The organism is Rhodopseudomonas sp. AAP120 (genome assembly GCF_001295845.1).
Classification (GTDB): Bacteria; Pseudomonadota; Alphaproteobacteria; order Rhizobiales; family Xanthobacteraceae; genus Rhodopseudomonas.
Map to the genome: position 1 here is coordinate 23,675 of NZ_LJIC01000068.1, position 20,011 is coordinate 43,685.

The 20,011-nt window shown below is 66.4% G+C and carries 22 protein-coding genes; 9 read left to right on the forward strand and 13 right to left on the reverse strand.

The genetic code is table 11. From position 1 onward, the window contains the following. Positions 1-218: 218 nt before the first annotated feature. Positions 219-1,217: a helix-turn-helix domain-containing protein gene (locus IP86_RS11910; protein WP_054162742.1), complete on the forward strand. Its 999-nt coding sequence runs from the start codon at positions 219-221 to the stop codon at positions 1,215-1,217. Between the two features lie 84 nt (positions 1,218-1,301). On the opposite strand, the gene IP86_RS11915 is transcribed toward IP86_RS11910, so the two are convergent. After that, positions 1,302-2,081, reverse strand: a complete 780-nt coding sequence (locus IP86_RS11915) for a hypothetical protein (RefSeq protein ID WP_054162743.1) — start codon at positions 2,079-2,081, stop codon at positions 1,302-1,304. Positions 2,082-2,095: 14 nt separating this feature from the next. Further along, a complete protein-coding gene (locus tag IP86_RS11920; protein WP_054162744.1) occupies positions 2,096-2,296 on the reverse strand; it encodes a hypothetical protein in 201 nt (66 codons plus the stop codon). A gap of 172 nt (positions 2,297-2,468) precedes the next feature. On the opposite strand from IP86_RS11920, the gene IP86_RS11925 reads away from it, so the two are divergent. The 3 genes from IP86_RS11925 to IP86_RS11935 all read left to right on the forward strand — a co-directional run bounded on the left by IP86_RS11925 (position 2,469) and on the right by IP86_RS11935 (position 5,211). Then, positions 2,469-2,981, forward strand: coding sequence for a hypothetical protein (locus IP86_RS11925; RefSeq protein WP_054162745.1), 513 nt, complete (start codon positions 2,469-2,471; stop codon positions 2,979-2,981). 80 nt (positions 2,982-3,061) lie between these two features. Continuing rightward, positions 3,062-4,102 carry a polysaccharide deacetylase family protein gene (locus IP86_RS11930; RefSeq protein ID WP_054162746.1) on the forward strand — a complete coding sequence of 347 codons (1,041 nt, stop codon included), beginning with the start codon at positions 3,062-3,064 and terminating at the stop codon, positions 4,100-4,102. Between the two features lie 140 nt (positions 4,103-4,242). Then, entirely contained in the window at positions 4,243-5,211 is a 969-nt protein-coding gene (locus IP86_RS11935; RefSeq protein WP_054162747.1) for a DUF2336 domain-containing protein, read from the forward strand. A gap of 48 nt (positions 5,212-5,259) precedes the next feature. On the opposite strand, the gene IP86_RS11940 is transcribed toward IP86_RS11935, so the two are convergent. From IP86_RS11940 to IP86_RS11950, 3 genes are all read right to left on the reverse strand, one after another. After that, entirely contained in the window at positions 5,260-5,607 is a 348-nt protein-coding gene (locus IP86_RS11940) for a DUF1491 family protein (protein WP_054162748.1), read from the reverse strand. Positions 5,608-5,671: 64 nt separating this feature from the next. After that, positions 5,672-6,385 (reverse strand): peptidoglycan-binding domain-containing protein, encoded by a 714-nt coding sequence (locus tag IP86_RS11945; RefSeq protein ID WP_082363967.1) that lies wholly within the window; start codon positions 6,383-6,385, stop codon positions 5,672-5,674. 82 nt (positions 6,386-6,467) lie between these two features. Further along, positions 6,468-8,285 carry a sensor histidine kinase gene (locus IP86_RS11950; protein ID WP_054162750.1) on the reverse strand — a complete coding sequence of 606 codons (1,818 nt, stop codon included), beginning with the start codon at positions 8,283-8,285 and terminating at the stop codon, positions 6,468-6,470. 400 nt (positions 8,286-8,685) lie between these two features. Between IP86_RS11950 and IP86_RS11955 the strand changes: the two genes are divergently transcribed. Continuing rightward, positions 8,686-9,090 carry a DUF5330 domain-containing protein gene (locus IP86_RS11955; RefSeq protein ID WP_054162751.1) on the forward strand — a complete coding sequence of 135 codons (405 nt, stop codon included), beginning with the start codon at positions 8,686-8,688 and terminating at the stop codon, positions 9,088-9,090. A gap of 116 nt (positions 9,091-9,206) precedes the next feature. Beyond that, the gene (locus IP86_RS11960) at positions 9,207-9,635 is read left to right on the forward strand and encodes a SufE family protein (protein ID WP_054162801.1); all 429 of its coding nucleotides are present in this window, start codon (positions 9,207-9,209) and stop codon (positions 9,633-9,635) included. A gap of 4 nt (positions 9,636-9,639) precedes the next feature. Here the strand turns inward: IP86_RS11960 and IP86_RS11965 are convergent, their stop codons facing one another. Together IP86_RS11965 and IP86_RS11970 are read right to left on the reverse strand one after the other, a co-directional pair. After that, positions 9,640-10,242 carry a DUF6456 domain-containing protein gene (locus IP86_RS11965; protein ID WP_054162752.1) on the reverse strand — a complete coding sequence of 201 codons (603 nt, stop codon included), beginning with the start codon at positions 10,240-10,242 and terminating at the stop codon, positions 9,640-9,642. Between the two features lie 163 nt (positions 10,243-10,405). Next, positions 10,406-11,137, reverse strand: coding sequence for a TetR/AcrR family transcriptional regulator (locus tag IP86_RS11970; protein ID WP_082363969.1), 732 nt, complete (start codon positions 11,135-11,137; stop codon positions 10,406-10,408). Between the two features lie 82 nt (positions 11,138-11,219). Between IP86_RS11970 and IP86_RS11975 the strand changes: the two genes are divergently transcribed. Beyond that, positions 11,220-11,960, forward strand: coding sequence for an SDR family NAD(P)-dependent oxidoreductase (locus IP86_RS11975; protein WP_054162802.1), 741 nt, complete (start codon positions 11,220-11,222; stop codon positions 11,958-11,960). A 24-nt stretch (positions 11,961-11,984) separates the two neighbouring features. Here IP86_RS11975 and IP86_RS11980 read toward each other — a convergent pair whose 3' ends face one another. Both IP86_RS11980 and IP86_RS11985 read right to left on the reverse strand, forming a co-directional pair. Then, positions 11,985-12,404, reverse strand: coding sequence for a Ros/MucR family transcriptional regulator (locus IP86_RS11980; RefSeq protein WP_054162753.1), 420 nt, complete (start codon positions 12,402-12,404; stop codon positions 11,985-11,987). Between the two features lie 163 nt (positions 12,405-12,567). Beyond that, positions 12,568-13,452: a hypothetical protein gene (locus IP86_RS11985; protein ID WP_054162803.1), complete on the reverse strand. Its 885-nt coding sequence runs from the start codon at positions 13,450-13,452 to the stop codon at positions 12,568-12,570. Positions 13,453-13,719: 267 nt separating this feature from the next. Here IP86_RS11985 and IP86_RS11990 point away from each other — a divergent pair, with 267 nt between their 5' ends. Together IP86_RS11990 and IP86_RS11995 are read left to right on the forward strand one after the other, a co-directional pair. After that, positions 13,720-14,499, forward strand: coding sequence for a class II aldolase/adducin family protein (locus tag IP86_RS11990; RefSeq protein ID WP_054162754.1), 780 nt, complete (start codon positions 13,720-13,722; stop codon positions 14,497-14,499). A 479-nt stretch (positions 14,500-14,978) separates the two neighbouring features. Further along, complete coding sequence (locus IP86_RS11995; RefSeq protein ID WP_054162804.1) at positions 14,979-16,976, forward strand: methyl-accepting chemotaxis protein; 1,998 nt, start codon at positions 14,979-14,981, stop codon at positions 16,974-16,976. Between the two features lie 93 nt (positions 16,977-17,069). Here IP86_RS11995 and IP86_RS12000 read toward each other — a convergent pair whose 3' ends face one another. From IP86_RS12000 to IP86_RS12015, 4 genes are read right to left on the reverse strand one after another with little or no spacing between them, the layout of a single operon-like run. Further along, positions 17,070-17,363, reverse strand: a complete 294-nt coding sequence (locus IP86_RS12000; protein ID WP_054162755.1) for a DUF3325 family protein — start codon at positions 17,361-17,363, stop codon at positions 17,070-17,072. Next, entirely contained in the window at positions 17,360-18,982 is a 1,623-nt protein-coding gene (locus IP86_RS12005; protein WP_054162756.1) for a PepSY-associated TM helix domain-containing protein, read from the reverse strand. The genes IP86_RS12000 and IP86_RS12005 overlap by 4 nt, the downstream gene beginning before the upstream one ends. A gap of 13 nt (positions 18,983-18,995) precedes the next feature. Then, entirely contained in the window at positions 18,996-19,256 is a 261-nt protein-coding gene (locus IP86_RS12010) for a DUF3649 domain-containing protein (RefSeq protein WP_054162805.1), read from the reverse strand. A 17-nt stretch (positions 19,257-19,273) separates the two neighbouring features. Beyond that, a complete protein-coding gene (locus IP86_RS12015; RefSeq protein ID WP_054162757.1) occupies positions 19,274-19,996 on the reverse strand; it encodes a DUF4198 domain-containing protein in 723 nt (240 codons plus the stop codon). Positions 19,997-20,011: the final 15 nt, after the last annotated feature.

The following is a 20,011-nucleotide window of genomic DNA, read 5'->3' on the forward strand; positions in this document are numbered from 1 at the left end:
CCGCCTGCCGTCGCGCGTGCGTTGCATGTCAAGCTCATATGTCGCACTCATACCCCCGACTGATTCTTGTGTCGGCCGGGAAGATGGCATCCTGCCATGCGCATGGTCCTTTGAGAGATGCAGCAGGAGTTTTGATCTTCGCAGTCTGTGGGGTGGCTGATAGTGTGGCTGCGCGCGTGAGCCTATGGGCGCGTGGCCGGAAATCGGCAGGAGTATGCGTGACGCCTTTCGAATGGGGAAAGTTTTCTCAGCTGGTCGATGCGAACATCTTCGACGACAGCGGCTTACGACTGGATCAGAGCGGCAAATCTGAATTCGCTGCGAAGACCTTATCCTCCGAAGAGGGAGGCGGCACTTTCGACTACCTTCACACACCGGACTTCAGCGTCGTTGTCGGCAATTTCGCTTTCAACCGCGACAGAGAATTCAGCACCATCGACGACGGCCGCGTTCGATTTCACGTCTGCTTCGATCTCACCACGCAGGTGTCGATGCGGGGTGTGTCGCTGCCCGGCATCGTCGAGAACGCGGCCGGCCTGTTGGTTGCGGGTTCGAACGAACCGATGGTCGAAAGGATGCCGGCTTACAAGCAGCAGACGTTCGTTTCGATTGCCTGCCGGCCGCAGTGGCTCGACGACTCCTTCGGGTTTCGACTTGCGGAGCATCTGACGTCGAAGGCCCGTGGTCCTGAATTCGCCCGCGACTATTCGATCAATTTCTCCGCTCAGCTCAGCAGCGCCGCCATGGAGTTGAACAGATTCCGCCCTCCGGGCCGGTTGCGTGCCGCTTTCGTCGCCGCCAAGGCCCAGGAGATCGTCGTCCGGGCTTTGGGCGAGTTGAGGACGATGCCACCCGAGCAGACATCAGTCCTCACCGAGCAAGATGTAATCGCACTGCAACGCGCGCACGAGATTCTGGAGACCTCACTCGCCGCGCCGCCGAGCATCGATGCGCTGAGCCGGCGGATCGGGATCAACCGAACGAAGCTGTTCTACGGCTTCAAGACCCTGTACGGGACATCGGTCGCGCGGTTCATCGAAGCGCGCCGCATGGCGTGGGCTTCACGCCTTCTGATCAAGACCGATATGTCGGTGGCGGCGATCGCGTTCGAAGTCGGCTATGAGCATGCCGGCAATTTCTCGACCCGCTTCAAGGTGCATTTCGGTTGCTCGCCCAAAGCGTTCAGAATCCGGCTGACGAAGCAGCATCTGTCGTAGTCGCGCTGCGGTTGCCCGGCGCCTCATTCATCGGGAATCGAAGGGCATGCGACGCAAGGCTCCCGCACAGAGTTTGCTCAGCCCTCACCCCTTCGACACCAACACGTGTCCCTTTGCGGGCCCGGCCGGGATCGCCAGATTGGCTGCCTGCACTTCCAGCTCCGCGATCAGCCGGTCGGCATCGGCCGCCACGGTGTCGGGCGCCATGATCACCAGGCGCTCCAGCGCCCAGCGATAGGACGAGGCGCGGCGGTGAAGGCACTGCTGCACCCACTGGATGATCAGCGCGTTCTCCTCCATCCGGCCGATCGCGTCGGCGCGCTCGCGCGTCGACAGATCGGAGATGTATTTCAGCGCCGCCGCGCGCTTGCGGTCCATCTCGACGACCCGCATGGCGGTGAACTTGAACGGCTCGAACCGGGTCAGATCGTTGCGGATGTCTTCGTTCAGCGCGGCGTAGCGCGAGGCGTGTGAGCGATGCGGCTCGTCGACCAGCATCTTGCCGTAAGCGGTGCGGTCGAACGGCGGCGACTGCCGCCAGGGCGCGGCGATCGGCTGATAATCGCCGAACACGGTCTTCCACGCCTGCCGCGACCGCGGCGGCTCGATCAGCGGATAGGCCATGTCGCGCAACGAGCGCTCGTCGTCGGTGAGCTGGAAGTCGGACGCCCGCGCGCCGACGCTGCCGGTCGCCTCGATGCCGATCCAGCGATGCATGTCGTCGTTGACGAAGTCGCCGCGGGTGCGGCCGAAATCGCCGCCCGCACAACCGCCCAGACTGACGCCGAGCAGCAACGCAAACAGGATCGCCTTGGAACGGACGCGATCACCCCGCACCGGGGCCGGATGACGGATCGCGCCCATCGCGGTGATTACGATCAGGACCGGACGCGGCGGCGGCGCCGACGGCGCGGCGCGTCCCCCTGCTCCGGGCCGCCATCATCCTGCGTCTGGGCGTGCCGTTCGATGCGGATCGCCGGCAGGATCACGACCTGGGCGCGGTGGCCCGGCGACGGGACCATGGTTGAGCCCGACCGCCGCATGCCCGCGTCCGCCGGAAATTCAAGGATGGTGCCCATTTCGACCTCTCACAGCCCTTCCTGATTTGGTGTGATGCCGGGCCATTAAGTCGCGTTATGGTTAATGCGCTGTTAATGGCGGCGCCCGGGCCGGTTGCAACCCCCGCTGGTGAAATGCTATTTCATCGCGGTGGGGCGGGAACTTCACACGGACGCGAGGCTTGTGACGTCCATGACCGAGATTCCACCGTCAGACTTCCGGTCGCGCGCCATGGCGACGATTGGAGCTCAGCCGATCGCGATCTCCGCGGCAGCGCTGGTGCTGATTGTCTCCGGCATTGGTGCGATCCTGTTGTGGCGCATGGCGACCGGCCTGACGCCGGAAGCCGAACGCGCCGCCAGCGGCCGGCAGATGCAGGTCCGGGTCGCCCAGACCTCCGAGCAGATCATGGAAAAGGCCAAGGGCCTCGAAATGTCGCAGCAGGAGTCGATCGATCAGTTGCAGACGGTGCAGGATCAGCTCCACACGTTGCAGCAACTCATCACCGCGCAGCGCGCCGAGACCAAGAAGCTGTCCGATCAGGTCGGCGAAATCGGCAGCAGTCTCGACAGCTTGCGGCAGTCCTATGCGGCCGCGCAGCCCGGCGACACCGCCGAACGCGCCACGGCAAAGAAGCCGGTCGCCCGCCAGGCCAGGGGCAAGGCTCACAAGTCGCTGCGCAAACGCACGAAAGCACGTCGCTGATCGGCGTTAAAAACCCGGGCTTAACCATTTCGCGAGCAAGTTGACCGCTGGTCAGCGGTAATCATGTTCGGGAGTTGGGTATGCGTAGAGTTGCAGTGTTGACGGCTGGCTGCAGCGTGCTGGCCGTTCTGGTCGGCCTTGGCGCGGGACGCGCCTATTTTTCGGCTCCGACCGCACAGAGCGCGGCCGCCTCCTCCGAACTCACCACTGGCGCGATCGCCTCACGCTGGCCGACTCCGGCGTCCGAAGCGCCCAAGTCGCCCGCGCCGATGGTTCAGCCAGTGGTCGCCAAGGAGCCCGCAGCGATCCCGGCCCCGGCACCGGCGCCTCAGCAGCAGGCCTGCACCAATCCGAATGCGCTCGGCATCTCGCGCACTGTCGAGATCGACACCACCGGCGGACCGGGCCTCGGCCTGTCGCAGTACCGCGACTACGACTTCCTCGAGCCCGGCGAAGTCGCGCTGACGTTCGACGACGGCCCGTGGCCGGTGAATACGCCGGCGGTGCTCGCGGCGCTGGCGGCCGAATGCGTCAAGGCGGTGTTCTTTCCGATCGGCAAGCATGCGAGCTGGCATCCGGCAATCCTCAAGCAGGTCGTGGCCGCCGGTCACACTGTCGGTTCTCATACCTGGTCGCACGTCAACCTGGCGAGCAAGCCGTTCGCCGAGGCCAAGGCCGAGATCGAGAAGGGTATCAGCGGCACCGTGCTCGCCGCCGGTCAGCCGACCTCGCCGTTCTTCCGCTTCCCGCAGCTTCGCCAGACGTCCGAACTGAAGACCTATCTGGGCGAGCGCAACATCGCGACGTTCTCGATCGACATCGACTCCGAGGATTTCCGCATCCACAAGCCGGAGCAGCTGATCACCGGCGTGATGACCAAGCTGAAGAAGACCGGCAAGGGCATCATCCTGATGCACGACTTCCAGAAGTCGACCGCGCAGGCGCTGCCCGAGTTGCTCTCCCAGCTCAAGGCCGGCGGCTACAAGGTGGTATTCATCACCGCCAAGGACCGGGTGACGACGCTGCCCGAATATGACGCCCAGGTGCAGCCGGCCCAGCCGACGGTGAGTAACGCGCGGCCGATCAACAGCGTGATCCGTACCGTCAGCGGCACCAAGTAATCGGCGCTCGCGCACGCTGGCGCAGTGGGTCTCCTACTGCGCCCGATCACCGGACGATGCTGATTAACAAAGCGTTTTACTTAACGCGGCATTAAACCCGGCGCGCTAGAATTCGCGCAGTTGCCCTGCTTTGCGACGCCATGACCCAGTCAGCACCATTCCCAGGATTCGACGGACTGATGTCGCTCTCGCGTCGCGAGGGCATCGACATCCGTCCGACGCTGCTGCGCGTGCTGACGGATCTGTATGTGCAGGGCGGCGTGCACACCCGCGAGGAAGAGCAGCAATTCGTCGAGCTGACGTCGCGACTGATCGATGAAGTCGACGACGCGACCCGCGCCGCGGTCCGTGCGCGGTTGTCGGTCTACCCCTACACGCCCGAACCGATCGCGCGGCGGCTGGCGCTGCGCAGCTCCGACGATCAGCGCATGCCGCAAGCGGCCGCGATCAGCACTCCGGCGCCCGCAGCGCCTGCCCGTCCGCAGCGCCCGCCGACCGAAGCCGAGCAGCGCGCGGCGAGCCTGCTGATCCAGCCCGACGATGCCGCGCAGATCAACGAGATGTTCTTTGCCGCGGCGACGCGCGAACGCGCGCTGATCCTGCACAACCTCGCCGAAGCGCCGCTGCGGCCGGCGACGCGGATCCCGCCACAACGGGCGCAGCGCGCCATCGAAACGTTGCACATGGCGGCGTTCGCCGCCGACGTGGAGAACTTCACCCACGAACTCGGCGACGCGCTGATTCTTGCGACCGGCACCGCCGAGCGCGTCGTGCGCGACGTCGGTGGCGAGCCGCTCGCCTGCGCGCTGAAGGCGCTGGGCATGAAGCTCGCGGCGTTCGAACAGGTGCTGATGTTCCTCGATCCGGAGCTCGGGGCTTCGGTCGACCGGGTGTATCGGCTGTCGCGGCTGTACGACCGGCTCGACGAGCGCACCGCGCTGATCATGGTCGCGACCTGGCGCGGCGCCACCGTGGCAACCGCACGGGCGAAGTACCGCTCGGTGCTGCACGACGACGAGCGCCATCGCGCGCGCGCCGCAACGCCCGCCAGCCGGCCGGCCGTTCAGCCCGGCACACCGCTGCCGTCGCGCACCGGCACCAGCCGCTGACTCGGCGGCGCGCCGCGGCAGCCCTGACCTCGCCGATCAGCGCCGCGCTCAGCCCTGCTTGATCAGATCGAGGAAGTGCCGTCCCGAGCGGTCCTCGGTCTCGATGATCCAGATATCAGGATCGAAACGGATTTCCTTGGCGAGCCGCTCGTCGACCAGCGCTTCCGGCTGTGGCTGCGGCGAGATCGGCGCGAATACGCGCTCGAACGGTCGGGTGTCGTCATAGGCGGTCTGCGGCGCCGGCGCGTAGAGCATCGCGGTGCGATCGGGTAGCACGACCTTCACGAACACCGCACCGGCATCCTCGGCACCGCGACGGCTCACGGCGCCGAACACGCCTTCGGTCTGACAGCGGCGCAGATAGGCGGACACCCAGATTGAACTTTTCAGTCGCATCGGCAACGTCTAAGCCGCCGGGCGCCGCAAAGCCATAGGCTTTACACGCGCCCCCGACCGCGCGTCAGTCGATCGAATGCCCGATCACCAGACTGAGTTCGCGCACCAGCCGGTCGGACACCTGCCCGGTGACCGGCATCCGGCGCGCGCGCTCGAAGCGCTGGATCGCCGCCTGGGTATCCGGTCCGGCCGTCCCGGTCGGCTTGAGCTGTCCGTAGCCGTACTCAGTTAGCGCGCGCTGCACCGAGGCGACGCGGCGCGACGACGTGATCATGTCGCCGACCGGATCGCGCGATGCTGCGGCCGGAATGGCGGCCGGCGGACGCGGCACGCTCGGCGAGTTGACGGCGGCCGTTGGGGCGGTGCTGCGCGGCTGCGCCGTGCTGCGAACCAGATTGCCGAGCGGGTCGCTGGGATCGGCGTCAGCGGTGCGAGCGTTGCGCCGGTTATCCGGCTTAGCGTCAACATGCTTCGGCTCGACCGCTCGGGTCTCGACCGGCTTCGCCTCGGCTGCCTTGGGCTCGGCGGGCTTCAGCTCCGTCGCGCTCGGCTCGAGCAGCGCCGGATCCAGCGCCTTGGTTTCGGGGCGCGGCTCGACCGGACGCGGACGCGGCAGCGTCACCACCGACACCGAGGGCGCGGCTCCGCTGCGGCCGAACATCGGCGACGGGTGTTGGCCCGCCTGCATGAAGATCGCGTTGGTGATGATGGCGATCACCGCCGCCGACGCGAACATGCCGGCAATGACGTCGCGCGGACTGTGCGTCAGCAGACGCATCGCGAACCTTCGCTCGTCGCTGTCCACGACGGCTGCCGCAGCCGCGCCGCGACGGCGCGGCGCATCATCGTCCTTCCGGCTCTTACGCACTCTTCTTCACCTGATAGTCTTGCAGTTTCGGCTCGGACGGCTGGGCCGGTGCGAGCGTCGTCACGTTGCTGGGCATCGGCTGCGCCAATGGAAGCGATACCGTGACCGTCGTGCCGCGATCAACCTCGCTCTTCACCTCGATGTCGCCGCCGTGCAGACCGACGAGGCTCTTGACGATCGACAGGCCGAGACCCGTGCCTTCATGTCGGCGCTGATAGGTTTTGCCGGCCTGGAAGAACGGATCGCCGATCCGCTTCAGATCTTCGGCCGCGATGCCGACGCCGGTGTCGCTGACACGCAGCACCAGGCGAACGCCCTCGACCACGGCCTCGACCGACACCGCACCGCCGCGCTCGGTGAACTTGATCGCGTTCGACACCAGGTTGAGCAGGATCTGCTTGAACGCGCGCGGATCGCCGACGATCTCGGGCAGATTTTCCGGGGCGCGCGTCACCAGATCGATGCCGTTCTCGCGCGCCTTCAGGGCCAGCAGGTTGCAGCAGTTCAGCAAGGCCGGACGCGGCGCGAACGGTTCCGGCACGATTTCGAAATTGCCGGATTCCATCTTCGACATGTCGAGGATGCCGTTGACCACCGACAGCAGATGCTGCCCGGAATCATTGATGAGCTGCGCATATTCCTTGCGCCGCTCGGGGGCCAGCATCAGATCGTCCTCGTGCAGGATCATGTCGGAGAAACCGATCACGGCATTCAGAGGAGTGCGTAGTTCGTGGCTCATGGTGGCGAGGAAGCGCGCCTTGGCGGCGTCGGCGCGGCTCGCCTCGGCCCGCGCGTCTTCGAGCGCTTGTTCCTGCAGCTTGCGATCGGTGACGTCGCGCATTACCGCGACCACCTCGTGATCGCCGGCGGCTCCGGCTACGCCCGGCTCGAACGGCCGGCAGCGCATCTCGAGCCAGATGAACTCGCATGCCGTCGGCCGGCCGCGGTCGTCGCGCGGCACCTCGCGGCGGACGCGAAATTCGACGCTGCCGGCTTCGCCCCGGCCGGCATCCGACAGCGCCTTGAGAAACGCGGGCCGATCGGCCACGTGCACGCGGTCAAACAGTCCCTGCCCGAGCAGCCGCTGCGCCGGCTGGCCGATCAGGGCCTCCACCGCCGGCGAGATGAAACGTACATCGCCGTTGCGCGCATGGCGCGAGATCACGTCGCTCATATGCAGGGCGAGCAGCCGATAGCGTTCTTCCTCGACGCTCAGCAGCGTGTCGCTGGTCCGCGTCAGCGATTCGGAGCCGAAGGCGAGCCCGGCCGCGTACAGCGTAGCCGCCGCAACGCTCAGCGCCATCGCGGCACCGTGCGACAGTTCACCGGAGGAAGGTGCCGGAAGCCAGCCGAGTTGGCCGGCGACGATCAGCACGGCGGCGCAGCCGAGCGCCAGCCCCGCCGCGAAGGCGACGACGCGGCGCGACGCCGACAGCGCGGCCTCCAGCGGCACCAGCACCAGCCAGATCGCCGCGAAGGATTCGATGCCGCCGGTCAGGGCGGCGATCACCATGATCAGGCTGGCCAGCGACAACGACGACAGCACATGCGCGCTCTCGTAGCGGCCGGTACGCGACAAGAACCACGACAGCAGGATCGGCGCGATCAGCCAGACGAACGCCAGCGTCTCCAGCGCGCTCGGCGCGCCGCGCAGCACGAGATAGACCGGGAACGCGGCCAGCGCCGCGAGACTGCCCAGGAGGCGCGGCGCGATGAACGCACGATGCCGCGCGCTCGCCAGCGCATCGAACCGCGCCGACGGGTGCAGCAGTGCATCGAGACACTCGCTGATGATCCTGGATATTGCCACGCGGTCCGCGCTCGCTGTCGCCTCGTGACGAGGGACGGAGCCCCCGTTTCTGGTTGGCCCACCGTGTCAGAGCCACCTTAAACGAACGCTAAGGCGTTCGATCACCTGGCGGCCCGGCCGATTTTGTGACGACATCAGCACCGCATTCGGCACGGATGGTGAACGCATGGTTTCAAAATCCGCCGCGATATGGTTTCGAATTGGTAGCGACCGCGCAGACGCGATCCCGAATGTCCTTCCCCATCAATCGAATGTTTACGTCGAATCGTTTCGACGCTTTGTTTCGGGTGATTTAGCTCGAATTGTAAGTAACCGAAACACTCCGAATTCATTGAAGCCAACTAGGAAGGGTTCGATTGCGAGACCAATCGCAACGCGGATTGGACGACGGGGTCGCGAGATGTTTTTCCTGCTTCGATTGACGTTCTGGCTCGGGCTGGTGCTGGTGCTACTTCCCCAGGACAAGACCCCGGAATCCGAAAAGCTGCCGCAGGTCGGCGCGTCCGAAGCCGTCTCCGCCGCGACCGCCGCGGTGTCGGATTTCAGCCAGTTCTGCAAGCGCCAGCCGGCGGCCTGCGAAGTCGGCGAGCACGCCGCCACGGTGATCGGACATCGCGCGCAGGAAGGCGCCCGCAAGGTCTACAAGATGATCATCGACAAGAAATCGAACGACCAGACCGGTTCGATCAACGGCGTGGATTTCGCGGACGATCCCAAGGTCGGCGCCGCCCCGCGCGATACGCTGGTTTCTGCCGATCTCGCCATCGAATGGCGCCTGCCCGATTCGGCGCCGCCCACGAACTGAGCAGGCGGTCCGACTTTCAGACGGACCGGGCGATATCGCTTTCGAGCGCCGGCGATCCCATATATTTGTACGACAAGGTTCCGCTGGCGGGCCGCGACGAGCAGATACGGGTGGTCATGACGATCGACGAAATCAGGGACAATTTCGCGCTGCTGGACGATTGGGACGATCGCTATCGCTACGTGATCGAACTCGGCCGCACCCTCGATCCGATGCCCGAGGAAGAACATTCCTCCACCAACAAGGTCAATGGCTGCGCCAGCCAAGTCTGGCTGTCGCGCCGGGTGTCGCGGAACGCGGCGGGCGAACCTGTGCTCAGCTATCTCGGCGACAGCGACGCGCACATCGTGCGCGGGCTGATCGCGATCCTGCTGACACTGGTTTCCGGGCGGACGCCGAAGGAGATCCTGGCGGCCGAGCCGATCGCCGTGTTCGACGAACTCGGCTTCCGCGAGCATCTGACGCCGCAGCGGTCCAATGGCCTGCGTTCGATGATCGAGCGCATCAAGGCCGACGCACACGAGGCGCTTGAGGCGTCGGCCTGACGCCTCAACCGACGACGAACTCCGCGCCCTCGGCGAGCCAGCTCCGCAGCTTCGGATTGGCCGCGCCGGTGGTCGGCGCGAGTCCGTAGTGCCGCGCCAGCCTATCCAGCGCGAGTTGCAACACCACCTTGGCCGAGCGCGTCGGCCAGCCGCGTTCGCGCTCGACGTCCTCCAGGCCGCGCAGGAAGCAGCAGACGTCGAGCAGGATGCCGGAGAACTCCGGCCCGCAGGCCGCGATCGCGTTCTGCACCCGCTGCCGCGACGCCACCACCAGGTCCGTCATCTCCCCGGCCCCGCCGCCCCCGGAGCGGCCGGTCGGCGCGCCCCAGCTCGAGGTGACCCGCGGCGTGAGATTGCCGCGGGTGAAGTCGGCGCGCAGCCGCTCGCCGGCGACGAACTGATGCGCGCTGATCAGGCTGCGCCCATCACGCCCCTTGCGACGTGCCAGCCAGGCGAGCGGACTTTCGCTGTCGTCGACGGTGACGCGGGCGAGGCCGTCCTCCGTCATGATCTGACGTTCCGCCAGCGACAGGTGTTGGGCACGGAAATCGCCGATTTCGGCAGCATCCTGCGCGGCCGATTTGGATCCCGACCTGCGGCGCTTCATCGGCCGCCTCCTGCCGCCCGCGAGCCGAAACCGGCACTGGCGAGCGTTTGAACGGCTGTTTCAGGAAAACGAGCGGCGGTCCGCCGCGGTACTAACATCGACATCGGGGCAACCTCATCTGAGACCCATACAAGGAATATATTCTCAGATGAATGCCAGGAGATCAATCCCCGACACCCCCGATATTCGGATTTTTTTCCTCGGAACGCAAGCCCGTTCGGCCGCCGGACGGGGCCTCCGGCACGCCCCTCTCGTGGTGGGACGCATCCAAGGTCCGCAACGCGGCCCGCGCGACCGACTCCAGTTCGGCGCGGCTGGCGCCATCGCGGGCGAGGATCGACATCCCGGCCTGTACGGACTGCAGCAACCTTGCAAGCCCGGCGACATCCAGATCGTCAGGCCACTCGTTGTCCGCAACGCCCTGGCTGAGGCGCGTCTTCAGGCGATCGAACGTCACGGCCCGGGCGGCCTGGACCAGCTTGCCGAGTTCGCAATGGCCCTCGCTGCCGACCGACGACAAAGTCACCATGCAGCCGAGCGGATGGTCGGCCAGCGAGCCCGTCAGCGCGGCCGCCGAGTCCATCAGGAAGGCGGTGATCGCCTCTCGGGCCGTCCTGGCGGCATGAAAGCCGCCCCAGACCTGATGTTCATAGGTTTCGCCATAGTAGCTCAGCGCCTCGGCATACAGCGCGTCTTTCGAGCCGAACGCGGCGTACAGGCTCGGCGCACCGATCCCGATCGCCTGCGTCAGATCTGCAATCGATGTCGCCTCATAGCCTTTGAGCCAGAACAGGCGGGTGGCCTGCGCCAGCGCGGCCCTGCGGTCGAACGCACGCGGGCGACCGCGTGGCTTGGCGGGTTTGTCGAGGTTCGGGCCTGATCCTGAATTCTGCATTGGTCGTTATATAATTCTATTGACCTGCTCCGCCAATCCTCCTAGTTATTTCTATATCGATCACTATAAAAATAGGTGGATGATGAGTGAACTGGCAGGGAAGCGGGCATTGGTGACGGGCGCCTCGCGTGGGATCGGGGCAGGCATCGCCCGGGCGCTGGCAGACAAGGGAGCCGACGTCGCGATCACCTATGAGCGTTCGGCCGATCAAGCCGCGCAGGTGGTCCGCGCGATCGAGAGCCAGGGCCGGCGCGCCATCGCAATCCAGGCCGACAGCGGCGATCCGGCGGCAGTGAAGCGCGCCGTCGACGAAGCAGCGGCATGGCTCGGCGGCCTCGATATCCTTGTCAACAATGCCGGCATCGCCCGCGCTGGTGCCGTCGCCGAGATCAGCCTCGCTGACATCGACGCGCTGCTGAACGTCAATGTCCGCGGCGTCGTGCTCGCCACACAGGCGGCGATCCCGCATCTTCCGGCGGGCGGTCGCATCATTTCGATCGGCTCGACCCTGGCCGAGCGCGTGCCGTTCGGCGGCTCGACGATCTATGCGATGACGAAGTCCGCGCTGCTCGCCTTCACGCGCGGCCTCGCCCACGAAGTCGGGCCGCGTGGCATCACGGTGAATCTGGTTCAGCCCGGCTCGATCGACACCGACATGAATCCGGCGGCTGGAGATCAGGCCGAAGGCCTTCGTGCCCTCACTGCGCTCGGCCGCTACGGCACAACCGACGAAATCGGCGCAGCGGTGGCGTTCCTAGCGAGCCCGGCGGCCGGCCTGATGACCGGTTCGATGGTGACGGTGGACGCGGGTTTTAGCGCCTGACGGAAACAGACCGCCGGCCGCGGCTCACTTGCCGCGGCGGCGACGCTGTTGGCCGAGGCCCATCTTCTTGGCGAGCTGCGAGCGTTCGACCGCGTAGTTCGGCGCCACCATCGGATAGTCCGGCGGCAGGCCCCACTTCTCGCGATACTGCTCGGGCGTCATCTTGTACTGCGTGCGCAGGTGGCGCTTCAGCGACTTGAAGCGTTTGCCGTCCTCAAGACAGATCAGATATTCCGGCGTCATCGACTTCTTCAGCGGCACAGCGGGCTTCGCCGGCTCGGCTGTCGCAGTGTCAGCACGCCCGGTCGACAGCTTCTGCAGCGCGGCGTGGACCTGCCCGATCAGATTGGGAAGATCGGCAGCGGGCGTCGGGTTGTTGCCCACATAGGCGGAGACGATGGTCGCGGTCAGTTCGATGAAGCTCTTGGCCGCAGGGTCACTCATATCGATTCCAATCGCTTCGGACCGGCAGCGGATTCCCGCACCAGTCGAATCTTGTCTGCTGCTCGCACGATGATCGGCAGGTCGCGCGCTGAACGCAACACAGACCTTGCCTCGACACGACTGTATTTCGCGCGGTTCAGTCGAAGCAAGGTAGACCAACAGATTAACCGCGCTGGTCGAGATGCTCCCGCAACGCGTCGATCGACTCGAACCGCATCATGCCTTCCGGCATCTGCGCCTCGATCGAACCGTCGGAGTAGAGCGAGTACGCCATGCCGTCGACGACGCCGGACTTCAGCACGGTCACTTCGGTCATCTCTTCGCTGCGCGGCGCTGGCGTCGGCTCCGGCAGACGCGGCCGCTCCGGCTCGGGAGCCGCGGGCTCGTTGGCCTCGTCGCCTCCGCCGAGCAACGAGCGGCGGCGCCGCGGCGCGGCATCGTTGCGCGGGCGGTCGCCGTCGGGCCAGGCCTCTTCGAAGCTCCGGGTAAATCCCTGGGACAGCACGCTGCCCGATTCCGTTGCGTCGCCCGCGTCGCCGTCGTTCCCGCGCGCCGCCCGCTCGCGATCGCGGCGCGAGGTCGAGAACAAGAGGTTGCGCTTCTTCGGTCCCGACTCGGCTGGCGGCGGCACCGGCGGCTCGGCCGGCCGCGCCCGCAGGCGGTCGCGGGGCGCGGGCTCGTCCTGCCACGGCGCCTGGGTCACGGCTGACGGCGCATCCGCGGGCGCGACCTCGCGCTCCGGGCGGTCGCCGGGGAACAGTAAACCGTCCTGACTTTCGGCCTCGGCGCCGGCAGGCGGAAACACGGACCGGGATTTGGCGGCTGGTTTCTGCGCCGCGGCGCCCGCGGCCGCGGTGGCCACGGCCAAAGCGCGGATCTCCCGGGCGACAAACGACAGCCCGACCAGCATCGCCCCGGTGCAGCCGCCGACCACGCCCGACAGGATCAAGGTATTGCCGAAGCTGAATTCCTTGACCGGAACGCCGAACAGGATCGACGCCGCTCCGGCCAACAGGAAGACAATCCCGGCCACCAGCAGAAAAATCATCCCAAACTCCAGTCCGCCGCAGCAAGCGCGGCGGTCGCCGAGCCACGATAACGTCATATGATCGCGATCGGCAATCGTCGTTCCCGTTTGCAAACAACTTGTTGGCGAGTTTGCGGGCACGCGGGACACGCCCGTTGCACCCGACCCGGCGGGCCCGATCGGGCGGATCGGCAAATCATGACTGCCGCGCGCGCAGCAGCTTGCTGCGAAACAGTCGCAGGGCTACCGTGCCGGCAATCACCATCCGAACAACCGGGAGAGAAACGCATGTCGCCAGCCGAAGCCCGCCTGAAGGAAGTCCCGTCGCAGATGACCGAGGCCGAGTGGGAGCAGCGGGTCAATCTCGCCGCCTGCTATCGCCTCGTTGCTTATTACGGCTGGGACGATCTGGTCGACACCCACATCTCGGCCCGCGTGCCCGGCCCGGAGCATCACTTCCTGATCAACCCCTACGGCCTGATGTTCGACGAAATCACCGCGTCGAGCCTGGTCAAGGTCGACCTCGACGGCAATCAGCTCAGCGACAGCCCGTACAAGATCAATCCGGCCGGCTTCACCATCCATTCGGCGATCCACGAGGTGCGCGAGGACGCCGGCTGCGTCCTGCATCTGCACACGCCGGATGGCACCGCGGTGGCGAGCTGCATGGAAGGCCTGCTGCCGCTGAACCAGACGGCGCATTTCGTCACCGGCGACCTCGCCTATCACGACTACGAAGGCGTCGCGCTCGACCATGACGAGCGTCCGCGGCTGCAGCGCGATCTCGGCGACAAGAACCACATGCTGCTGCGCAATCACGGCACGCTGACGGTCGGTCGCAGCGTCGCCTCGGCATTCGAGCGGATGTATCATCTCGAGCGCGCTTGCACGATGCAGGTCCGCACCCGCATGCTCGGCCCGACCGCTTATCCGATCGAAGACCTCGCGGTCGACAAGAACCACGAACTGATGACCAACCGCGACGCCATGGAGCTTCGCTCGACCAAGCTGGTCTGGCCTCCGCTGCTGCGCAAGCTCGACCGCATCGACCCGAGCTATCGCACCTGAGCCGCGCCTCCTGATCGTTGCGAGCGCAGCGAAGCAATCCAGAAGATCAGCGCACCGAGCTGGATTGCTTCGTCGGCTTCGCCTCCTCGCAACGATGCCGTGATTGGCGGAGGTTGAAATCAGCCGCGGTCATGCTATCTTCTCCGCATCACCCTCTACGCTATTCGAATCCAAACGCCGCCCAATTCCGGGCGGCGTTTTTGCGTCGGGTATGCGACCCCACCTGTCAGCCGCCTCGATTTGTGACGTTATTATTTCAGCGCGCTAGCTATCACCACGGCCCCCATCACGCCGATTGAACGACACGGCACGCGCGGGCGATCGACCGACCATTGGACGGTCTCGTTTCGACAAATCTTCCTCGTAGATTTACCTGATGTTGTTTTCTGCGGTCCATGGGTGGCGCCGTCGCCAACTACCAAGTCGGCGATGCACGACTGCACAACATTCGCAAAACCGTCACGAAATCCGGCCACCTCATGCGTCAGTTGTACTCCGCTTCGAAGCACATCCTGAAGTCGCTCCTCAATCGCATCAAGATCGGCCTCCGCATTCAGATCGCACTGCTTGGACTGACCGGCGTCGCGCTGGTCGGCTCCGCATGCCTCGTCGGACTGCGCTCGGCGGCCGACGCGGAGCGCAGATCAGAAGCCAGCGTGGCGCTGCGCTTCGACGTCGTGCAATTGTCAGCCGACTATCTGCAGGCCGGACTGATCGCGCATGAATTTCTGCGCACGTCGGACCAGAAACTGATCGCGAAGCACGAGGCCGCGGCGGCGGCGGCGAAGCGCAGGCTGCAGGACATCGAGCAACGTCTCGGCCAGACCGATGGCGACGAAGCAGCCAAGCAATCGGCCGCGCTGCTCGCCGGCTTGAACCTCTATCTCACGCGCTTCCAGAATTTGCTGTCGGCCAAGCGCGTGCTCGGCCTCACCGATCAGGACGGCCTGCAAGGCAAGCTGCGCGATGCGACCAGGAGGCTCGAAGCCAGACTTGCCGAAATCGACGATCCTCGCCTGTCGGTGCTGATGCTGACGATGCGACGACTGGAAAAAGAGTTCATCCAGAACGGCCGCGAGAAGGATGGCGACGAGCTGATCGAGCGCGCCTCAGATTTCGCCGCTGCCCTCACCAAGAGCGATCTTGCCGCCGACGACAAGAAGGACATCGCCGCGCTGATCGGCGGCTACAAGTCGAGCTTCCTCGCCTTCATGGTCAGTCAGCAGAGTCTCAACGAAGAGATCGACGACTTCGCGTCGGTGTTCGCCCGCAACCGGCCGACGCTGGATGCGCTGGTGGCCAGCGCGGAGACGCGCTATCGGGCGGCGCAGGCGAGCGCGGCCGAGGTCAGAGACCTGCTCGATTGGATCATCGGCGGCGTCACCTTGGCGATGGCGGCGCTGGCTTTGCTGGTGGGGCAGCGCATCGCCGGCTCGGTGGCGCGGACCACGGCGGCGATGCAGCGGCTCGCCGCCGGCGATTTCGAGGCGGTGTTGCCCGGGCTGGAGCGCAGCGACGAAATCGGCGAGATGGCCCGCGCGGTCGAAACCTTCAAGGCCGCTTCTCAGCAGGCGGCGCGCGAAGAGGCCGACGCCAAGATCGCGCAGCAGCGGATCGAGTCCGAGCGGCGCAAAGCCGACATGCACACCCTCGCCGACGGCTTCGAGGTCGCGGTCGGCAAGGTGATAGAGACGGTCTTCCAGGCCTCGTCCTCGCTCGAATCCTCGGCCGGTTCGCTGACGCGGACCGCTGAGACCTCGCGCCAGCTCACGATCGCGACCGCTTCCGTTTCGTCCAACGTGAGCGCCTGCGTCGGGACGGTGGCGGCTTCGGCAGAACATTTGCTCGCGGCGGTCGACGACATCGGCCGGCGAATTCTCCAATCGACGACGATGACGGCCGCGGCGGTGCTGCAGACCCGGCAGACCAGCGAGCACGTGCTTCAACTCGCGCGCGCCGGCGACCGCATCGGCGACATCGTCGGGATGATTCAGACGATCGCCCGGCAGACCAATTTGCTGGCGCTGAATGCCACGATCGAGGCCGCGCGGGCCGGCGACGCGGGCCGCGGTTTTGCCGTGGTCGCCTTCGAGGTCAAAGCCCTCGCCGAGCAGACCGCAAAGGCGACCCGGGACATCCAGCAGCAAGTATCGGACATCCAGCAAGCGACCCGCTCGTCGGCCGGTTCGATCGACCAGATCGTCGACCTGATCGAACGCGTGTCCGAAACCATCACCGCCATCGCGGCGGCGATCGAGCAGCAGGGCCGCGAAACACGGGCGATGTCCGACAGTGTCACCAAGGCCGCCGCCGAAACGGTTCACGTCGGCACCAGCATCGAACGGGTGCAACGCGGCGCCGAACAGGTCGAGACCGCGTCGCGCGACGTGTTCGCCGCGGCGAAGTCACTGGCCGACGACAGCAATGTGCTGCGGCGGGAGGTCGCCCACTTCCTCGGCTCGGTTCGTTCGGCTTAGCGCGCCGACGAACACGAACCGGACGGCATTTTCATGCCGGCGATGTCTCGCCGAAGCCGCGCCCACGGGGGACGGCGCGGGCAGATCGTGTCGTCAGGATCGCAGCCTCGGCGCAGACCTGCGGCCGTAGCCGATCAGCGCACCGTACACCAGCGCGGCCGCCAGCGTGGTGTGGCCGCTGAACTTGACCAGGCCGAAGCCCCATCCGGAAACCGCGACGAGGATGGCGAGCGCGGCCAAAAGCGCGCAGGTGCCAATGGCGCGCAGCGCGAGCACGACCGGCCTGCGCAGCGAGCGGCGCAGGATGTCGTGCTGCGGGCGGCGCAGGCCGAACGCCAGGGCGACGAAGCCCGCCAAGCAGAAAAGCTGCGCCAGCGCATGACTCATGTGGCCCCGCCCGAGATCACCGCCGCCCCGTCCCGCTCTTCCAGACGACGCGGCGGACACACCCGCGCGCCATGCCGCGCGGTGCGGACCGCCAGCACGGCGTGCAGCAGCGCCAGCGCGCAGCACATCAGATCGACGCCGGCGAACACCCAGTCGCCGACGGCGAGGCTGTGCCACAGCGGCCGCTGGGTCGTCGCGGCGTTGAGCACCGGGACCAGCGCCAGCAGCGCAGCAGCGGCCCAGAGCTGCTCGACCCAGGCGGCATTCGCTGGCCGGAGCAGCGCATGCAGCAGCGTCAGCCCCCAGACGATGAAGAACACGTGGATTTCCCACAACGCCCGCTCCGCCGTGGCGAGCGGCAGCAGACGGTTGGCCCACAGCAACGCCGTCATCGCAATCGACAGCCCCGCAATGCTGGCGATGTTCAACCGCTCGACGAGGCGGAATCCGAAATACGGACGCTCCGGATCGGGCAGCTTCTGGCGCCGCTTCACCGTCCACATCACCAGCCCGGTGCCGACCATCGCGGTCCCCATCAGACTGACGATGAAGTACAGCCACCGCGTCTCCAGGTCGCTGAACCGGCCGAGATGCAGCGCGTACAGCACGCCGCGCGTCTCCGCCGCCGCGCCGACGCGGTCGTGCGCGGCAAGGAGCTTGCCGCTGACGCCGTCGAACTCCAGATAGTCCGGACTCATCGACACGCGTCCCTCGTCGCCGCGGGTCACCGCGATGCGGGCCGTGGCGTCCCCGGGATTGGCCGAATTGACCCGCCCGATATTGGTCTGCCCCCACCGCTCCTGCGCCTGCTTCACCATCGCCGCGATCGATGCAAGCGGCACCTTGTCGCCGCTCGGCTTGCCCGGCTGGATGAAGGCGCTGAGTTCGGCGGCGAGTTGCTGGCGCTCGGCCGGCGTCTTGATGGCGGCGCGCTCGCCCCACGGCATGTACAGCGCCATCAGCGTCACCAGGCCGGTGTAGGTGATCATCACGTGGAACGGCAGGCCGAACACCGACAGCGCGTTGTGTGCATCGAGCCAGGAGCGCGGGCCCTTGCCCCAGCGGAAGGTGAAGAAGTCGGTGAAGATCTTCTTGTGGGTGATCACGCCGGCGACGATCGCCACCAGCATCGACATCGCCGCGAGGCCGGCGAGCAGCCGTCCCCAGAACGGCGACATGTAGTAGAACTGGAAATGGAAGCGATAGAAGAAATCGCCGCCGAGCGTGCCGCGCCCCTCGACGCGATGCCCGCTCACCGGGTCGAAATGTCCTTCGCCGAAACCTCCCCGCGCGCCCTGCCCGCCGGGTAGCCGCCAGAATGCATAGACGCTGTTGCTGCGCGCGTCCGGCAGCTTGAGGCTCCATTGCGTCGCCCCCGGCGCGACCCGCGCGAGTTCATCTGCGACGCGCTGCGCCACGCCCGCCGGATCGAGCGGCTGCGCCAGACGCGGCAGCTCTGGCCGCATCCACTGCGACAATTCTTCCTTGAAGTACGACACGGTGCCGGTGAGAAACATCGCGTACAGCACCCAGCCGAGCAGCAGCCCGGTCCAGGTGTGCAGGCCCGACATGCTCTGCCGGATGCCGCGGCCGGCGCCGCGCTGATTGCTGTCCGCCATCGAGCGCCCCTCGTTAGGACACCGACCACGCCAACGGCACCAGCGCCGCGGCCACGATCAGCAGGCCGATCCACGCCGGCCAGGCGCGCCGCGCCGCGAACACCCAGATCACCACGCCGGCATAGATCGCGAAGCTCGCGAGTTGTCCCGTCAGCACCGCCTGCGGCTTGCTGATCGGCAGCGCCAGCACCGCGAGCGCAAACAACGTTGCAATGCCGTAACCGCCGAGCAGCGCCGCGACGATGCGCGAGACCAGCGGCCCCGTCCGCCGCATGCGCTGCGCCAGCGCCGTCACTTCGGCGCGGCCGGCTTCGCCGCCGGGCCGGCGGGGATCGGCGGCAGGCCGTCGGCCTGCACGAAAGTCACCGTGGTGGCGTAGCTGACCGCATCATATTTCTCGCCGGCACGCTCACCGGGCGCGCGATCGGTGACGCTGACTTCCGCCACGTACATGCCCTTCCACGGCATTTCGAAGCTCACCAGTCCCTGCGCGTCGGTCTGGGCCTCCTTGGCCCAGCCCGACTGCGTGGTCAGCGTCACCTTCGTCTTCGGCTTCGGCTGATCCTTGAACACCAGCTTGAACTGGCCGGGCTGGCCGGTCGGCACCAGATCGAGCACCAGCTTGGGCTGCTGCGCCGCAGAGCCGGTGACGAAGCGCGCCGCCGGATAGAACCAGCTCCGGACGTCCTTGTCCTGCTGTTTCCAGGTGTACAGCGGGTAGTTGGCATCCTCGGCAACGATCGTGTCGCCGGCCGAGGCGGAGAACGGCAGCGTGAAACCGTCCGATGTCTTGGCCGCATCGACCTTCTGCTCGCCTTTGGCCGAGATCAGCGTCGCGCTGACCTTTCCGAATTTGTCGAGCAGGCCCGGCGAGGCTTCGCGCAAATTCTCGCCGAATTCGCCGAACCGCACCACTGCGGTCTGTCCGTCGGCCTGTTCGATCCAGATCTGATGCGCCTGCGCCGGGACGAATGTGCTGAGCAAAGCGACGATCGTGAGGGACAGTTTGTTCATCTCAACACCTGTGGT

Coding starts and splice junctions, on each gene's coding strand:
- IP86_RS11915 (WP_054162743.1), bottom strand. CDS start 2,081: ATGGGCGCGATCCGTCATCCGGCCCCGGTGCGGGGTGATCGCGTCCGT.
- IP86_RS11920 (WP_054162744.1), bottom strand. CDS start 2,296: ATGGGCACCATCCTTGAATTTCCGGCGGACGCGGGCATGCGGCGGTCG.
- IP86_RS11925 (WP_054162745.1), top strand. CDS start 2,469: ATGACCGAGATTCCACCGTCAGACTTCCGGTCGCGCGCCATGGCGACG.
- IP86_RS11930 (WP_054162746.1), top strand. CDS start 3,062: ATGCGTAGAGTTGCAGTGTTGACGGCTGGCTGCAGCGTGCTGGCCGTT.
- IP86_RS11935 (WP_054162747.1), top strand. CDS start 4,243: ATGACCCAGTCAGCACCATTCCCAGGATTCGACGGACTGATGTCGCTC.
- IP86_RS11940 (WP_054162748.1), bottom strand. CDS start 5,607: ATGCGACTGAAAAGTTCAATCTGGGTGTCCGCCTATCTGCGCCGCTGT.
- IP86_RS11945 (WP_082363967.1), bottom strand. CDS start 6,385: ATGCGTCTGCTGACGCACAGTCCGCGCGACGTCATTGCCGGCATGTTC.
- IP86_RS11955 (WP_054162751.1), top strand. CDS start 8,686: ATGTTTTTCCTGCTTCGATTGACGTTCTGGCTCGGGCTGGTGCTGGTG.
- IP86_RS11960 (WP_054162801.1), top strand. CDS start 9,207: ATGACGATCGACGAAATCAGGGACAATTTCGCGCTGCTGGACGATTGG.
- IP86_RS11965 (WP_054162752.1), bottom strand. CDS start 10,242: ATGAAGCGCCGCAGGTCGGGATCCAAATCGGCCGCGCAGGATGCTGCC.
- IP86_RS11970 (WP_082363969.1), bottom strand. CDS start 11,137: ATGCAGAATTCAGGATCAGGCCCGAACCTCGACAAACCCGCCAAGCCA.
- IP86_RS11975 (WP_054162802.1), top strand. CDS start 11,220: ATGAGTGAACTGGCAGGGAAGCGGGCATTGGTGACGGGCGCCTCGCGT.
- IP86_RS11980 (WP_054162753.1), bottom strand. CDS start 12,404: ATGAGTGACCCTGCGGCCAAGAGCTTCATCGAACTGACCGCGACCATC.
- IP86_RS11985 (WP_054162803.1), bottom strand. CDS start 13,452: ATGATTTTTCTGCTGGTGGCCGGGATTGTCTTCCTGTTGGCCGGAGCG.
- IP86_RS11990 (WP_054162754.1), top strand. CDS start 13,720: ATGTCGCCAGCCGAAGCCCGCCTGAAGGAAGTCCCGTCGCAGATGACC.
- IP86_RS11995 (WP_054162804.1), top strand. CDS start 14,979: ATGCGTCAGTTGTACTCCGCTTCGAAGCACATCCTGAAGTCGCTCCTC.
- IP86_RS12000 (WP_054162755.1), bottom strand. CDS start 17,363: ATGAGTCATGCGCTGGCGCAGCTTTTCTGCTTGGCGGGCTTCGTCGCC.
- IP86_RS12005 (WP_054162756.1), bottom strand. CDS start 18,982: ATGGCGGACAGCAATCAGCGCGGCGCCGGCCGCGGCATCCGGCAGAGC.
- IP86_RS12010 (WP_054162805.1), bottom strand. CDS start 19,256: ATGCGGCGGACGGGGCCGCTGGTCTCGCGCATCGTCGCGGCGCTGCTC.
- IP86_RS12015 (WP_054162757.1), bottom strand. CDS start 19,996: ATGAACAAACTGTCCCTCACGATCGTCGCTTTGCTCAGCACATTCGTC.